The sequence below is a fragment of the Nonomuraea sp. NPDC052129 genome (assembly GCF_040680095.1).
GTDB lineage: Bacteria > Actinomycetota > Actinomycetes > Streptosporangiales > Streptosporangiaceae > Nonomuraea.
This window is the reverse complement of the sequence record NZ_JBFAVX010000008.1, coordinates 294,619-309,127: the sequence shown is the minus strand read 5'-3', so window position 1 is coordinate 309,127 and position 14,509 is coordinate 294,619. Positions and strand designations below refer to the sequence as shown.

At 68.2% G+C, this 14,509-nt stretch carries 16 protein-coding genes; 5 read left to right on the top strand and 11 right to left on the bottom strand.

Annotated elements, in window-relative coordinates; translation table 11 throughout:
- Positions 1-7 precede the first annotated feature (7 nt).
- Positions 8-727, bottom strand: coding sequence for a GntR family transcriptional regulator (locus tag AB0L53_RS21150; RefSeq protein ID WP_358557384.1), 720 nt, complete (start codon positions 725-727; stop codon positions 8-10).
- 485 nt (positions 728-1,212) lie between these two features.
- Here AB0L53_RS21150 and AB0L53_RS21145 point away from each other — a divergent pair, with 485 nt between their 5' ends.
- Positions 1,213-2,685 (top strand): PAS domain-containing sensor histidine kinase, encoded by a 1,473-nt coding sequence (locus AB0L53_RS21145; protein WP_225301849.1) that lies wholly within the window; start codon positions 1,213-1,215, stop codon positions 2,683-2,685.
- 132 nt (positions 2,686-2,817) lie between these two features.
- On the opposite strand, the gene AB0L53_RS21140 is transcribed toward AB0L53_RS21145, so the two are convergent.
- Positions 2,818-3,072, bottom strand: coding sequence for a WhiB family transcriptional regulator (locus tag AB0L53_RS21140; RefSeq protein ID WP_225301850.1), 255 nt, complete (start codon positions 3,070-3,072; stop codon positions 2,818-2,820).
- 279 nt (positions 3,073-3,351) lie between these two features.
- Positions 3,352-4,317 (bottom strand): diacylglycerol kinase family protein, encoded by a 966-nt coding sequence (locus tag AB0L53_RS21135; protein WP_363996185.1) that lies wholly within the window; start codon positions 4,315-4,317, stop codon positions 3,352-3,354.
- Positions 4,318-4,407: 90 nt separating this feature from the next.
- Between AB0L53_RS21135 and AB0L53_RS21130 the strand changes: the two genes are divergently transcribed.
- Positions 4,408-4,800 (top strand): hypothetical protein, encoded by a 393-nt coding sequence (locus AB0L53_RS21130; RefSeq protein ID WP_363996182.1) that lies wholly within the window; start codon positions 4,408-4,410, stop codon positions 4,798-4,800.
- Between the two features lie 47 nt (positions 4,801-4,847).
- Here AB0L53_RS21130 and AB0L53_RS21125 read toward each other — a convergent pair whose 3' ends face one another.
- The 3 genes from AB0L53_RS21125 to sodN form a co-directional block, all read right to left on the bottom strand.
- A complete protein-coding gene (locus AB0L53_RS21125) occupies positions 4,848-5,627 on the bottom strand; it encodes an RNA polymerase sigma factor SigF (protein WP_357949601.1) in 780 nt (259 codons plus the stop codon).
- 17 nt (positions 5,628-5,644) lie between these two features.
- Complete coding sequence (locus AB0L53_RS21120) at positions 5,645-6,070, bottom strand: anti-sigma factor (protein ID WP_214640148.1); 426 nt, start codon at positions 6,068-6,070, stop codon at positions 5,645-5,647.
- A gap of 127 nt (positions 6,071-6,197) precedes the next feature.
- Positions 6,198-6,599, bottom strand: coding sequence for a superoxide dismutase, Ni (gene sodN, locus AB0L53_RS21115; RefSeq protein WP_214640147.1), 402 nt, complete (start codon positions 6,597-6,599; stop codon positions 6,198-6,200).
- A gap of 30 nt (positions 6,600-6,629) precedes the next feature.
- On the opposite strand from sodN, the gene AB0L53_RS21110 reads away from it, so the two are divergent.
- Positions 6,630-6,986, top strand: a complete 357-nt coding sequence (locus AB0L53_RS21110) for a S24 family peptidase (protein ID WP_363996177.1) — start codon at positions 6,630-6,632, stop codon at positions 6,984-6,986.
- Here AB0L53_RS21110 and AB0L53_RS21105 read toward each other — a convergent pair.
- From AB0L53_RS21105 to AB0L53_RS21090, 4 genes are read right to left on the bottom strand one after another with little or no spacing between them, the layout of a single operon-like run.
- Complete coding sequence (locus tag AB0L53_RS21105) at positions 6,956-7,393, bottom strand: CGNR zinc finger domain-containing protein (RefSeq protein ID WP_363996174.1); 438 nt, start codon at positions 7,391-7,393, stop codon at positions 6,956-6,958. The two genes, AB0L53_RS21110 and AB0L53_RS21105, sit on opposite strands and share 31 nt — an antisense overlap.
- A 57-nt stretch (positions 7,394-7,450) precedes the next feature.
- The gene (locus AB0L53_RS21100) at positions 7,451-8,194 is read right to left on the bottom strand and encodes an amino acid ABC transporter ATP-binding protein (RefSeq protein ID WP_363996171.1); all 744 of its coding nucleotides are present in this window, start codon (positions 8,192-8,194) and stop codon (positions 7,451-7,453) included.
- Positions 8,191-9,069: an amino acid ABC transporter permease gene (locus tag AB0L53_RS21095; protein ID WP_363996168.1), complete on the bottom strand. Its 879-nt coding sequence runs from the start codon at positions 9,067-9,069 to the stop codon at positions 8,191-8,193. The genes AB0L53_RS21100 and AB0L53_RS21095 overlap by 4 nt, the downstream gene beginning before the upstream one ends.
- The gene (locus AB0L53_RS21090; protein WP_363996166.1) at positions 9,024-9,890 is read right to left on the bottom strand and encodes an ABC transporter substrate-binding protein; all 867 of its coding nucleotides are present in this window, start codon (positions 9,888-9,890) and stop codon (positions 9,024-9,026) included. Before AB0L53_RS21090 ends, AB0L53_RS21095 begins: the two co-directional genes overlap by 46 nt.
- A gap of 261 nt (positions 9,891-10,151) precedes the next feature.
- On the opposite strand from AB0L53_RS21090, the gene AB0L53_RS21085 reads away from it, so the two are divergent.
- Positions 10,152-11,354 carry an NADP-dependent malic enzyme gene (locus AB0L53_RS21085; protein ID WP_357949616.1) on the top strand — a complete coding sequence of 401 codons (1,203 nt, stop codon included), beginning with the start codon at positions 10,152-10,154 and terminating at the stop codon, positions 11,352-11,354.
- 140 nt (positions 11,355-11,494) lie between these two features.
- Positions 11,495-12,841, top strand: coding sequence for a hypothetical protein (locus AB0L53_RS21080; RefSeq protein WP_363996163.1), 1,347 nt, complete (start codon positions 11,495-11,497; stop codon positions 12,839-12,841).
- Positions 12,842-12,905: 64 nt separating this feature from the next.
- Here AB0L53_RS21080 and AB0L53_RS21075 read toward each other — a convergent pair whose 3' ends face one another.
- Entirely contained in the window at positions 12,906-14,393 is a 1,488-nt protein-coding gene (locus tag AB0L53_RS21075) for a hypothetical protein (RefSeq protein WP_363996160.1), read from the bottom strand.
- Positions 14,394-14,509 lie beyond the last annotated feature (116 nt).

Here is a 14,509-nt window from a genome sequence, read left to right as displayed (position 1 = left end):
AGCTCCCTCACGGGCGGCGCAAGCGCGTGACGAACTTGTACCGATCGCCGCGATAGAGCGACTGCGCCCACTCGACCGGGTTTCCGTCGGCGTCGAAGGCGTGCCGCGTCAGGAGCAGCATCGGCAGCCCGACGTCCACGCCGAGCGCCTTCGCGTCATAGGGCGTGGCGAGCACGGTCTCGATGATCTCCTCGGCGTCGGTGAGCCGGACGTTGTAGGCGTTGTGCAGCGTCTCGTACAGGGACGCGTGCACCTCCAGCTCCCGCCGCAGCCTGGGGAAGCGGCGGGCCGACAGGTGAGTGGTGTCTATCGAGACGGGCTCCCCGTTGGCCAGGCGCAGGCGGTGGATGCGCAGGACCCGCCCGCCCGGGTTGATGGCCAGCCGCCGCGCGAGCGGCTCGTCGGCGGTGATGTAGCCGATCTCCAGGATCTTGGTGTCGGGCTCCAAGCCGGCCGTGCGCAGGTCGCCGATGTAGGACGTCAGCTGCAGCACCTGCGCCACCTTCGGTTGGGCCACGAAGGTGCCCTTGCCCTGGATGCGGAGCAGCCGCCCCTCGACGACCAGCTCGGTCAGCGCCTGACGGACGGTGGTGCGCGAGGTCTCGAAACGTACGGCCAGCGCCCGCTCGGGAGGCAGCGCCGCGCCGGGAGGCAGGCTCTTGGTGAGCTCGAGCAGGCTCCGTTTCACGTCGTAGTACTTCGGTACGCGAGGGCCGTCGTCCGTCACGCTCTCACCTTCACTTCTGCCACGGCGGTGAGGGCGTGTCTGATCACCGCGAGATCATCGGAACTCAGATTGGCCCGAGCGGTCAACCACCGGCACGACACAGGCAGGGGCGCGCTCGTCGTCAGACCGGGCTCGCCCGCCGTGATACATGCCGGATCGGGCAGCTCAGGTTGATTGTGAAGGATATACACAGTGGCAGGCGTGGCCGCAACCGAGGCGGTAGCCGACGCCGTAGCCGAAGTCCGGGCAAAGATGAGTGACGTGTCGATCACCTCCGTTGCACGCCGAACGGTCCCGCTCCGAGGGTCGACCGAACGGAACAGTGTGACGGTTTTCACAGTGTGAGATTCCCGAAAATCAGCGGTTGACCGCACGGCGACACGCCCGTGTTCATCGGTGTTCGCGGCCCGGTGAGCACGCCGGCGGGAGGGGCGGGCCGGGTCGCCGGTTTGGTTGTTGCGGCGGAAAGCACGCATGATGCACTCGTGCCGACTCTCAGCGACCTCGTCGTCCGCCACACCGCTCTCGACGCGGCGGACCTCGACTGGCTGCACTCGCTGGTCTCCGACTGGCAACTGCTGGCCGACCTGTCGTTCGCCGACCTCATCCTGTGGGCGCCGCTCCAGGGCGAGGGCGGCGGCTGGATCGCGATCGCGCAGATGCGCCCGACCACCGGGCCCACCGTCTACCACGACGACATCGTCGGCACCGTCGCGGCCAAGGGCGAGCGCTACCTGATCGACACGGCATGGAACGAGCGGCGCATCTGCCGCGAAGGCGACCCCGACTGGTCGACGGGCGTGCCCGTCCGCGAGGAGACCATCCCCGTACGGCGGGCGGTCCCCGTCGGCGAGGCCCGCTTCCTCGCGGTGATCCAGCGCTCCACGAACCTGTCCTCGGCGCGCACCCCGTCGCGCCTGGAGCTCACCTACCTGCAGAGCGCCTCCGACCTGGCGCAGATGGTGGCCGAGGGACGCTTCCCGTTCTCCGGCGAGGAGCCGATCCTGGTCCGCTCCCCGCGCGTCGGAGACGGCCTGCTGCGGCTGGACCGGGCGGGGCGCGTGACGTACGCGTCGCCGAACGCGCTGTCGGCCTACCGGCGGCTCGGTCTGCACGCGGATCTGGTCGGGGCCGAGCTGGGCCGGGTGACCGCCACGCTCTGCTACTCCGACGAGCCGATCAACGAGGACCTGATGATCGTGGCCAGCGGGCGCGCGGCCAAGGAGACCGAGGTCGAGTCCGGCGGGACGATCGTGCAGCTCCGGGCGATCCCGCTGATCGTCGGCGGCGGCCGCATCGGCGCGCTGGTGCTCATCCGTGACGTGACGGAGCTGCGCCGCCGCGAACGCGAGCTGATGACCAAGGACGCGACCATCCGCGAGATCCACCACCGGGTCAAGAACAACCTGCAGACGGTGGCGGCCCTGCTCCGGCTCCAGGCGCGGCGCCTGCGCGTGCCCGAAGGGCGGGAGGCGCTGGAGGAGGCGGTGCGGCGGGTCGGCTCGATCGCGATCGTGCACGAGACGCTCTCTCACGCGCCGGAGGAGTTCGTCGACTTCGACGACATCGCCGACCGCGTGATCGCGATGGCGGGAGAGGTGTCGGCGGCGGAGGCGGCGGTCACCCCGCGACGGATAGGCAGCTTCGGCACCCTTCCGTCGCTCATCGCCACACCTCTGGCGATGGCTCTCACCGAACTTCTCCAGAACGCCTTGCAACACGGCCGCCCCAAACACCTGCAAGTGGTCGTGGAACCGACTCCCGACAGGCTGCACGTGACCGTCTGGGACGACGGTCAGGGTCTGCCCGACGACTTCGAGCTGGACAATTCCACGAGCCTGGGCCTGCAGATCGTCCGCACGCTCGTGGTCGGCGAGCTCTCGGGCAAGCTCTCGATCGCCCCTCGCCTGGAGGGCGGCACAGAGGTGACGCTCTCCATCCCACTTCCGGCCGCCTGACGGCGTGCCTTGTCACGGGCGCGCGTGTCGGCGGCCCGCCACGTGCGGGTTCAGCGGGCGTCTGCCTGGCGGCCCTCCACCACATATGGCGGGTGGGGCCGGGCGATGCCTGCCGTACGAGCTGCGGTTCGGCTAGGCGGAGGCGCGAGCGCGGGCACGGGCGCTGCGGCGCTTCAACGCCCTGCGCTCGTCCTCGCTCAGGCCGCCCCAGACGCCGGCGTCCTGGCCGGACTCAAGGGCCCACTTCAAGCACAGGTCGACCGCCGAACACGAGCGGCACACCTGCTTGGCCTCTTCGATCTGCATGAGTGCCGGGCCGGTGTTGCCGATCGGGAAGAACAGCTCGGGGTCGACGTCACGGCAGGCAGCTCGGTGGCGCCAGTCCATGCGTTTCACTCCTTAGTAGATGGAACCTCTGGTTGGCTCCGTGCGGCTACTACTTTGTGAAGAGTTTCACTAACTCGCGCGAGCAACGACCCGGATCCTGCGTTGGACCGGGGTTGCCCGCTGAGCGTCGGAGCGGACCCGGTAAGGCTTGTTAAAGGTCCTACGTTCCGACGTCAAAGTTGAGCCTGTCAGCCACTGAGAGTGCACGCAAGAGGGTTGGTAGGAAGTTTTGGCGTGGATGGATGTCGGATGCGTCACACAATGACCGAATGTAACCAGCTAGACCAGAACTTGTAATGCGTTCGGGATAGAGCGGAATGTCACTGATTCCCGTTCCCCCAGGTAGTCGCCGTCCAGCTCGAAGGCCACAGGGCGGTCTGCCGCGAGCGTGAACTCGGACTCGTCGTGGAGCTGGACGAGGTGCCGGCCCGATGGAAGGGTGTCACGCTCCGTGAGGATCTGCCGGATGGCGGGAAGTATCGAAGTCACGCCTATCTCTTGGAGTCCCAGCAGGTCGAGCCCGGTCTCGAAGCCGGCCCAGGGCGTGGGCAGGACCGGCCGGGTGCCGATGTAGGTCCAGGGCGAGGCGTTGGAGATGATCGCCATGTACACGCCCTTGGCGGCGGGAATGCCGGGGCCGCTCAGCGTCATCGCCGGATGGCGCTTGTCAGTGGCGAGGTAGTGGCGCAGCGCGGTGTTGACGTATCGCGTGGGTGTCGCCTTCCGGCCCGTGCCGCGCAGCCCCTCGACGGCCCGGATGACCTCGGCGTTGTACCCCATCCCAGCGCCGAAGGTGAAATATCGGCTCTCATCCTCCCAAAGGGCTTGCCCCAACCCCACGGTCCTGCGGCGGCCGTCACGCAGCGCCTCGAGCACAGCGCCCGTGGCCTCGACCGGGTCGTTCGGCAGGCCCAGGTCGCGGGCGAACACGTTCGCGCTGCCCCCGGGGATGACGATCAGCGCGGGCCGCCCGGCGCTGGGGTCGTCCTGGTATGCGGGGTCGTCGCCGTTGACGGCGTTGAGCAGGCCGTTCACGGCCTCGTTGATCGTCCCGTCGCCGCCCAGCACGGCCACCACGTCGTAGCCCTTGGCGTGCGCGGTGGTGGCCAGCGCGGCCGCGTGGCCCCGGTACCGGGTCTGTTCCACGGTCAACTCGACGGCGGCGCCGAGCGCGCGGATCAGTACGTCACGCCGGCGGGCATTCGTGGTCGTGGCCTTGGGGTTGACCAGGAGCATCGCTCGCATGTCGTTCAGACTAGCCGGTGCCCGATATCTGGCTTATCGGCCATTAGTCGGAATCTGGAGGCGGCAAGGGGCACCGATAGGGTTTGGGGCGTGAACCGACCTTGGACACTTCTCGCCGCCGCGCTCATCGTCGCCCTGGAGGGCCTCGTGGCGCTCGGTCTCGGTCTGTACGTCGCGGTGGAGACGCTGGCCGGCGCGGCGGAGGACATCACCAGCGCGCTGGCCGAGTCGGTGTTCGGGGTGCTGATCGGCGCGGGATTGGTCTGGGTGGCCTGGGGCGGCCTGTACAAGATGGAGCGATGGGGGAGATCGCCCAGCGTGCTGGCCCAGATCTTCGTGCTCCCCGTCGCGATCACGCTCATCCAGTCGGACAAGCCGCTCTATGGGATCCCGCTGATCGTGGTGGCCGTCGCCGGCCTCGGCACGTTGCTCGCGCCCCCCACCACCCACGCCCTATATGGCGAGGACTCGCAGAAGGGTTAGCTGTCGAGGGTCGGTCGTCGGCCCTCGATCGCGTTAGCCGTCCAGGGTCAGTCGTCCGCGGTCAGGCCCTCGCGCAGCTGGGCCAGCGTGCGGGCCAGCAGCCGTGAGACGTGCATCTGCGAGATGCCCAGCTCGGTGGCGATCTGCGACTGGGTCATGTTGCCGAAGAAGCGCAGCAGCAGGATGCGCTTCTCACGGGGTGGTAGCCGTTCGAGCAGCGGCTTGAGCGACTCGCGGTATTCGACGCCTTCGAGCGACTCGTCGACGATGCCCAGCGAGTCGGACACGGCGGGCGCGTCGTCGTCACCGGAATCCGGCGCGTCGAGGGACACGGTGGAGTAGGCGTTGGCCGACTCCAGGCCCTCGAGGACCTCCTCCTCGGTCATCTTGAGGTAGGCGGCCAGCTCGGCGACGGTCGGTGCCCGGCCCTCGCGCTGCGACAGCTCGCTGATCGCCTTGGTCAGCGACAGCTTGAGCTCCTGCAGGCGGCGCGGCACGCGCACCGCCCAGCCCTTGTCACGGAAGTGGCGCTTGATCTCGCCGACGATCGTGGGCGTGGCGTAGGTGGAGAACTCCACGCCGCGGTTGAGGTCGAAGCGGTCGATGGACTTGATCAGTCCGATGGTGGCGACCTGGGTGAGGTCGTCGAGCCACTCGCCCCGATTGCGGAAGCGGCGGGCCAGATATTCGACCAGAGGAAGGTGAAGCTCGACCAGTTCGTCCCTGATGCGCTGCCGACGCGGCTCGTCAGGCCCCAGCTCGGACAGCTCGGCGAAGAGGATGCGGGCCCGCACCCTGTCGGGCACGGCGTGGTCGCTGGTGGCCATGGCTCCAGTCCTTTCCGTCACGCCGGCCTCGCCGTGCCTCGGCGCTTACGCAGGACGATCGCCATGCGATCGGGAGAGTCGATCACCGCTTCCACATCGTCTGCCAGGGCGGTCAAGACCATCCAGGCGAAGTCGTCCCGCTTTGGCGCGGAGCTGCCGACCGTCGCGACCTCGACCCTGACCTGCATTTCCTGCCCGGTCAGCTCGAACTCGGCGGTCAGATCGGTCCCGGGCACGGCCTCGCTCAGCAACATCGCGCACGCCTCGTCGACCGCGATCCGCAGATCCTCGATCTCGTCCAGCGTGAAGTCGAGTCGTGCGGCCAGTCCGGCAGTGGCCGTACGCAGTACGGACAGGTAGGCACTCGCGGCCGGGAGCCTGATGCTCACCACGTCGCGGATGCCGGCCACGCCCTCAGCCCGCGTCTCGGTTTCCTCGGTCACGTTCCTCCTCGCGAATACGGCGCTGACTGCAACTTACCGCCCCCGGGAGGTGGTTGGCGGAATCAGACTCGCCATCGACCGAAAAGGCTCTGCGCGGAAGGTCGCCGCACAGAGCCTTTGTGCCGATTTAGGCGGCCTTCGTCTCCCAGAAGATCTTGGAGATTTCGTCGATCTTGCCGAGAAGGTCCTCGGCCTTGGTGACCTCGACCGTGCCCTTGCCGCCGGCCGCGCCGGCGAGCTTCGTGGCCTCCCAGAAGAGCTGGTGAAGCTGGGGGTACTGCTCGAGGTGCGGGGGCTTGAAGTAGTCGGTCCAGAGCACCCACAGGTGATGCTTGACGAGCTCGGCCCGCTCCTCCTTGATGGAGAGCGCCCGGGCCCGGAAGATCGGGTCCTCGTTGGCCGCGTACTTCTCCATGATCGCCTTGACCGACTCCGCCTCGATCCGGGCCTGCGCGGGGTCGTACACCCCACAGGGCAGGTCGCAGTGGGCGGAAGCGACATGCTTGGGTCGTAGCAGTCGTGCGAGCATCAGAAAGTCCTTCCTTGATGCTGAATCAGCTTGGTCCAACTACCGACCTTACTCGGGTCCAAACGCCTGCGGCGGAGGGGGTCACAGCCCATGAGAGTGCGTGTCGAGGGGGATTCGATGCGGCCCGCGCTGGTGCCCGGCGACTGGCTACTCGTACGGCGTGGCGCCGCGGTGCATCCCGGCGACCTGGTCGTGGCGCGGCTCCCGGGCGAGCCCGAGCGGCTCATCGTCAAGCGGGCCCAATGGCACGGCGACGACGGCTGGTGGCTGGAGAGCGACAACCAGCGGGCCAGCGGGCGCCGCGACAGCTGGGACTTCGGCCCGGTGACCGACATCGTGGGCCGGGTGGTGCTGCGCTACTGGCCGCTCTTGCGGCGGGCACGGTAGGCGGCGACGTTGGCCCTGCTGGCGCACCGGGCGGAGCAGTAGCGGCGCGAGCGGTTGGAGGAGGTGTCGAGGAAGGCCCGCAGGCATCGCGGCTCCTGGCAGCGGCCGAGCCGGTCGGCGCCCAGTTCGGCGACGAGCGCGGCCAAGCCCATCACGGCGCCGGCGGCGGCTGTGCCGTGCGCGTCCACAGCGAGGTGGAGGTGCCAGCGCTGCCCGTCGTGGTCCGACAGTTGGGGGCGCACCGGATGGCGCACGAGCAGCGCGTTCAGGCGCGCCACGACGGCCTGCTCGCCGCCGGTCCCGTCGAACAGGGCCGCCAGTTCGTCACGCAGCTCTAGGAGCTCCGGCGGGGGGTGCGGATCGTTCACCAGCCGGACCGCCCACTCGGCGTAAGAGGTGAGGTCCATGCCGGAGTATTACACGAGCCGCGGGGCGCCCCAGCCTCGGACGCCCCGCTTCGCAGGTCAACCTTCCGGGTGCAGGACGCGCCGGAGGAAGGAGCGGGTCCGCTCCTGCTTCGGGTCGCCGATCACCTCGCTGGGCGACCCCTCCTCGACGATCACCCCGCCGTCCATGAACACCACACGGTCGGCCACCTCGCGGGCGAACCCCATCTCGTGGGTGACCACCAGCATGGTCATGCCCTCCTCCGCCAGCTTGCGCATGACGGCGAGCACGTCGCCGACCAGCTCCGGGTCCAGCGCCGAGGTGGGCTCGTCGAAGAGCATCAGGTCCGGGTTCATGGCCAGCGCCCTGGCGATGGCCACCCGCTGCTGCTGTCCGCCGGAGAGCTTGCCGGGATACTCGTCGCACTTGTCGCCGACGCCGACCTTGGCCAGGTTCTCCCTGGCGACGATCTCGGCCTCCTTCTTGCTCCGGTTCAGCACCCGCTGCTGGGCGATCATCACGTTCTGCAGCGCGGTCAGGTGCGGGAAGAGGTTGAACTGCTGGAACACCATGCCGACGTGCCGCCGGGCCGCGTCGATGTCGGCGTCGGGATGGGTCAGCTCCAAGCCGTTGACGAACACCCGGCCCTTGGTCGGCGTCTCCAGCACGTTCACGCAGCGCAGCAGCGTCGACTTGCCCGATCCTGAAGGGCCGATGACGCAGACCACCTGACCGGATTCGACGGTGAAGTCGATGCCTTTGAGCACCTCGTTGTCGCCGAAGTACTTGTGGAGTTCCCTGATCTCTACGGCGTGCGTCACCGTTTCCTCCCCTGGCGCGCTTCGAGGCGGCGTACCACGAACCCGAGCGGAATCGTGATCAGCAGGTACGTGGCGCCGGCCACGATCAGCGGCGTGCTGTTGGCCTGGTCGATCGTGGTGTCGGAGCCGAACTTGGTCAGCTCGGTGGTGGCCGCCGTCACGCCCAGCGTGAAGACCAGCGAGGAGTCCTTGAACAGCAGGATCAGCTCGTTGGTCAGCGGCGGGATCACGATCCTGATGGCCTGCGGCAGGATGATGGACAGCATCGCCCGGCCCGGCTTCATGCCGAGCGACCTGGCCGCCTCCATCTGCCCCTTGGGCACCGCCTGGATGCCCGCGCGGAACGACTCGGCCATGTAGGCCGCGGCCACCAGGCCCAGCGCGAGCGCCACCGTACCGTAGACGTCGCCGGGGAGCTTGAACCCGGGGAACGCGATCGGCAGGCCGAACCCGAGCAGCAGGAAGATGATCAGCGCGGGCAGGCCGCGGAAGATCTCGATGTAGACGAGGGCGACCACCCGGTAGGGGACCACCGAGGACAACCGCATCAGCGCCAGCACGAGACCGAGCGCGAAGCCGATCACATAGCCGGCCACGGTGAAGATCAGGGTGTTCTTCAACGCGACCGTGAACAGCGTGGGGAACATCCCCGCGGCGACCTTGCCGTTCAGGAAGTTCTCGAAGATCTTCGGCCAGTCCGCGAGCAGGAGCACCGCGATGAGGACGAGGGCGAAGACGGCGTACTGGATGGCGAGGCTGACGCGGCGGCGCTGGCGGGGGCTGAGCCCGCTTTTCGCGGGCTCAGCCGTGGTCGGCGTGGTCGTCATGATCAGGAGGTGGGCGTCGGGGTCGTGACGGGCGCGGCGCCCATCCACTCCTGGTACTCCTTGGTCCAGGTGCCGTCCTTGATGGCCTCGGCCAGGGACTCGTTGATGACCTTGAGCAGCGCGGCGTTGCCCTTCTTGACGGCGAAGCCGTACTGGGCGTGGGTCGGCACCTGGCCGGACAGCTCGTAGGCGGAGGAGACGTTCGGCTTCTTCATCCAGTCGACGACGACCGGCAGGTCCTGGATCACCATGTCGACCTGGCCGGACTGCAGCGCGAGCAGCAGCTTGCCGGAGTCCTTGAACTCCTTGGCCTCGATGCCCTTGCTCTTGGCGAGCGTGAGGCTGGTCGTGCCGGCCTGCACGCCGACGCTCAGGTTCTTGCTCTTGGCGGTCTCGAGGTCGGGCACACCGGCGCCCTTCTTGGTCACCAGGCCGAGCACTTCGTCGAAGTAGGGGTTGGAGAAGTCGAGGTGCTGCTTGCGGTCCTCGGTGATCGTCATGCCGGCGGCGGCGACGTCGCACTTGCCGGCGCTGAGCGCGGCACCGCCCTTGATCGAGTCGAAGTCGATGTCCACGATGTCCTGCGTCACGCCCAGCTTCTTGGCGGCCAGGTCGATCATGTCCACGTCGAAGCCGACGACCTTGCCGCTGGCGTCCTTGGACTGGAACGGCGGGTACGGCAGGTTGGTGCAGGTGGTCAGCTTTCCGGGGGCGACCAGCTGTACTCCGCCCGCCGCTGTGGCGGGTGCGGAGGACGAGGCGCTGGTGCCCGTCTGCGAGGTGCTGCCGCAGGCGGACAGCGCCAGGGCGGCGGTCAGGGCGAGCGCACCGGTGGTGTAGCCACGGCGCGTCCTGGGCCAGAGGGCCATGTGCGGGCCTCCTCGAGTGATATGTAAGGAAAGTTGGTTTTTGTGAAGTTTAAATGGCCTTTTGCTGCGGACCGTCATCTGAGAATTAACAATGCGTCAACAGAACGGAGTCGGTCCTGAGACAGACCCCATCTCAGCATGTGGCACTATGGAGCGACGGGTGACCCCCGTAACCCCTCTTACGAGACGATCGAGGAGGGGCACCTGGCGGCTACCGAAGCCAGGCCTCTCGCGCCGTCTGCCGAAGGTCTCATCCGTCCGATGACTACTGGGGTCGCTGTGACTACCACACCCGCTTCCGTTGAATCCCTCGATCTCGATCCCGCCTTCGCGTTGCATCGCGGCGGCAAGCTCGAGGTCCGATCCACCATCCCCGTCCGCAACGCCGACGACCTTTCCCTTGCCTACACCCCCGGGGTCGCCCGCGTCTGCACCGCGATCGCCGACACGCCGTCACTCGTCAATGACTACACCTGGGTCTCCAACGTGGTCGCCGTCGTCTCCGACGGCACGGCCGTGCTCGGCCTCGGCGACATCGGCCCGGCGGCCGCCATGCCCGTGATGGAGGGCAAGGCGCTGCTGTTCAAGGAGTTCGGGGGCGTCGACGCGGTCCCGATCTGCCTCGACTGCACCGACGTCGACGCCCTGGTCGAGACCGTCGTACGACTGGCGCCCTCGTTCGGCGGCATCAACCTGGAGGACATCAGCGCGCCCCGCTGCTTCGAGGTCGAAGACCGGCTGCGGGACCTGCTCGACATCCCCGTCTTCCACGACGACCAGCATGGCACCGCCATCGTGGCCCTCGCCGCGCTGACCAACGCGGCCCGGCTGACTGGCCGCTCCCTGGGCGACCTGCGCGCCGTGGTGGCCGGAGCCGGCGCGTCCGGGGTCGCGGTCACCCGGATCCTCCTGGAGGCCGGCATCGGCGACATCGCGGTCGCCGACTCCAAGGGCATGATCTACGACGGCAGGGAAGGGCTCAACCCGGTCAAGCAGGCCCTGGCCCGCGACACCAACAAGGCGGGCCACAAGGGCTCGACCGAGGAGGCCCTGGCGGGTGCCGACGTCTTCCTCGGCCTGTCCGGTTCGACGGTGTCGGAGGCGGCCATCGCCTCGATGGCCGCGGACTCGATCGTGTTCGCCCTGTCCAACCCCACCCCCGAGGTGCATCCCGAGGTGGCCGCGAAGTACGCCAAGGTGGTCGCGACCGGCCGCTCCGACTTCCCCAACCAGATCAACAACGTGCTGGCCTTCCCCGGTGTCTTCCGCGGGGCGCTCGACGTCCGGGCCACCACGATCACCGAGAACATGAAGGTCGCGGCGGCCGTCGCGCTCGCCGACGTGGTGGGCGCGGACGTCAGGGCCGACTACGTCATCCCCAGCCCGTTCGACGCGCGTGTAGCGCCCGCGGTGACCGCCGCCGTGGCGGCCCAGGCTCGTGCCGACGGGGTCGCCCGCCTGTAGTTCCGCGGGAACGGGAACCTGCGCTTATGCAGGAACCTGCACTTCCTCAGGGAACCGCCAAACTTCCTTTACTCTCCGTGCTATAAAGAGGGCTCTCTGTAAGGATGCGGGCGCCGACTCCTGTTGCCGCGAGGAGAGCGATGGAACGCGAGCCCAATCGACTGCTACAGCAGCTGATCGCGGAGGCCGGCTTCTCCCACAAGGGGTTGGCCAGGCGCCTCAACGACCTGGGAGCCGCGCGTGGCACCCCTGGCCTGAAGTACGACCACAGCTCCGTGCTGCGCTGGATCGGTGGTCAGCGGCCTCGGGACCCTGTGCCGTGCCTCCTTACCGAGATTTTCGCACTCCGGCTCGGCAGGCCCTTCTCCCCCGTGGAGGTGGGCATGCCGGCCATCGTTACACCCCTGGATCTCGGACAGGAGTTCACGCACACGTGGAAGGAGGGGGTCGCGACCGTGACGGCGCTGTGGCGGGCCGATATGGAGAGGCGGCGCTTCCTGATCGATTCGACTTTCGCGATTGGTGCGGGCTCGGTAGGGGCCGTCCGCTGGCTGACGGCCCCGCCGGAGGAACGCCCGGGCGGGTCCGGCGCACGCCGCGTCGGCAGGGCCGACATCACCGCGATCCATGAGGTCACCCGTTCATTCGGTGAGCTCGACAACAGATTCGGCAGCGGACGCGTCCGCGCGTCGGTCATCAAATACCTCGACACCGCGGTCTCACCGCTGCTCAAAGAGGGCGCCTACGGCGAGGCCACGGGCAGGCAACTGGCCGGGGCCGCCGCGGAGCTTACCCGCCTGGCCGGTTGGATGGCCTACGACCTGGAGCAGCACGGTCTGGCCCAGCGCTACCTGATCCAGGCGCTGCGCCTGGCCCAGGGCGCCGACGACCACGCGCTGGGCGGCGAGATCCTGGCCGGCATGGCGCACCAGGCCATCTACATGGGCCAGCACGCCCACGCGCTAGACCTGGCCAGGGCCGCCCAGCTCTCGGCCCGCCGCGCGGGCGTCCACACCCTGCTGTGCTCCGGCCTGGTGCTGGAGGCGCACGCTCAGGCGGGCCTCGGCGACACGCGCTCGTGCGGCTCCGCGCTGCACGCGGCCGAGGTGGCCTTCGACTCGCGGGCTCCCGCCGACGAGCCGGCCTGGCTGAGCTACTTCGACGAGGCGTACCTGTCGGCCAAGTTCGCCCACTGCTTCCGCGACCTGGGAGAGGGGGAGCGGGTCGTGCGGCAGGCGCACCGCTCGCTCGACATGGACGGCCGCTATGTGCGCGGGCGGATGTTCAACCTGTCGCTCCTGGCGGCCGGGTTGCTCCAGTGCGGGGAGTTGGAGGAGGCGTGCAAGGTGGCGGAGACCGCGTTCAAGCTGGCCGGTGAGCTGCAGTCGGTGCGGTCTCGTTCGTATGCGGCCGATCTGCGTCGGCGGCTGGAGCCGTACAAGAGCGAACCCGCGGTGCGGGCGCTGCGCGAGCTGTCGGCCGTATAAGTCCTCTTTCATTAGATGAGCCCGCCGCCGGAGATCCGGCGACGGGCTCGTTCTGTCCTATCTATTACTGCATCATCTCGCCGTTGGGCCCGACGATCGACTTGGTCGCGGCGTACTGGGCCTTGTTGTAGACGTCAGCGGTCTCGCCGTCGAAGTAGGCGGAGCTGATGAAGTCGATCCGGCCGTTGCCGTCCTGGTCGTGGAACATGCTCGTCACGCCGTTGACGAAGCCGGTGCGCTTGTTGTTGTCGTACTTCATCAGCCAGGGGCCGCCGTCGGCGCCGGGGGTCATGGAGCACTTCAGCACCTGGTGCGTCTCGACCTTGAAGGTGTTGACCTGGTAGGTCTTCGTGCCGGTCTTGCCGGCGCACCACTTGGGCGTCACGCCGGTGAAGGCCTTGTCGCCGTCGGGGTGGGGGGCGCTGGGGTAGCCGAAGGCGGTGACGGTCTGGCCCATGGGCTGGTTCCAGGCGACACCCTGGCCACCGACGATGTCGCCGAGGCGGCCCAGGTCCTTGGCGATGCCGATGACGTACTCGGCCATGTAGAACTTGCGCGAGGTGCCGGGCTTGACCCACTTTTGTGTGTAGTAGTGGGTGATGGAGTAGTTGCCGAGTTTGTCGACACCCTTGTCTCCCAGGCCCTTATAGGCGGCGTGCTCCAGCTGCGTCACGGGGAGCGTCTCGGGCGCGCCGAACTTGAAGCCGTTGCCCTTGCCGGTCCTGGCGTCGTCGTACTCCTTCTTACCGACCTCGACCTTCTCCAGGACCGCGCCGGGATAGTCGGGGCCCACCTTGTCGGCCGGGGTGTCGGCGCCCTCGGACCAGCAGTTGCCGAGGGTCAGGACGCACTTGGCGTACTCGGCGGGGCTGATCTCAACCGGCTTGACCCACTTGTCGCCACGCCACTCCTGGAACTCCTTGAACGACACCTTCTTGTCGTTGGGGAGCGCGAAGCCGTTGTGCACGGCCACGAACGCGAAGTCGCCGTCGTAGTCGTCGTAGGTGTCGAGGTCGTAGGTGGTGAACGCGTAGGCGCCCGCGTACACACCGAACGGCGCCTTGCCCTGGTAGTAGCCGGGGACGAACACCCACTTGCGGAAGACGTCCTTGCCGCGCTCGTAGACGCAGTGGCCCGCCGTGGCGACCAGGTTGCGGTTCCTGGCCTGGACCGACGTGGCCGAGCACCAGCGGTAGTTGCCGCCGCCGTCGAGGAAGAAGACCTTGCCGATGGTCTTGGGCAGGTTCACGGCCGTGGTCTTGGTTACGGCGGGCGTGGTGCCGGTGGGGGAGGCCGAGCCGGGCTTGCCGTCGGGTGCCTTCGCCTGCGTGGAGACCAGCTTCTGGACGTCCTTGGCGTCGACGTTGTACTGCGTGGCCTTCTTGAGGGCGGCACCGTTGGCGTCGAGCCAGAAGTAGGCGTTGCTGTAGGCCTCAGCGGCCTTGGGGGCGAGCGGGTCCTGGACCCAGTCGGGGGCGGCGGCGTTGGCGGGGAGGGTGAGGGCGGCGGCGCTCAGGCTGGCGGCGGTCAGGGGGACGAGCAGGCGCTTCACTGGAGATCTCCACAAAGTTAACAAGCAGGTGTGGAGACCCTATCGACCCTCTGGTCACTCTGGTAACAGATTGTGCGGGAATGTTACGGAAAATGGTGGGGGCCCAGGTTGGGGCC

Bases quoted from the DNA above. Each gene is read 5' to 3' on its own strand.
- AB0L53_RS21140 (WP_225301850.1), bottom strand. From the start codon at position 3,072: ATGGACTGGCGCCACCGAGCTGCCTGCCGTGACGTCGACCCCGAGCTG.
- AB0L53_RS21135 (WP_363996185.1), bottom strand. From the start codon at position 4,317: ATGCGAGCGATGCTCCTGGTCAACCCCAAGGCCACGACCACGAATGCC.
- AB0L53_RS21125 (WP_357949601.1), bottom strand. From the start codon at position 5,627: ATGGCCACCAGCGACCACGCCGTGCCCGACAGGGTGCGGGCCCGCATC.
- sodN (WP_214640147.1), bottom strand. From the start codon at position 6,599: ATGCTCGCACGACTGCTACGACCCAAGCATGTCGCTTCCGCCCACTGC.
- AB0L53_RS21105 (WP_363996174.1), bottom strand. From the start codon at position 7,393: ATGGACCTCACCTCTTACGCCGAGTGGGCGGTCCGGCTGGTGAACGAT.
- AB0L53_RS21090 (WP_363996166.1), bottom strand. From the start codon at position 9,890: ATGGCCCTCTGGCCCAGGACGCGCCGTGGCTACACCACCGGTGCGCTC.
- AB0L53_RS21085 (WP_357949616.1), top strand. From the start codon at position 10,152: ATGACTACTGGGGTCGCTGTGACTACCACACCCGCTTCCGTTGAATCC.
- AB0L53_RS21080 (WP_363996163.1), top strand. From the start codon at position 11,495: ATGGAACGCGAGCCCAATCGACTGCTACAGCAGCTGATCGCGGAGGCC.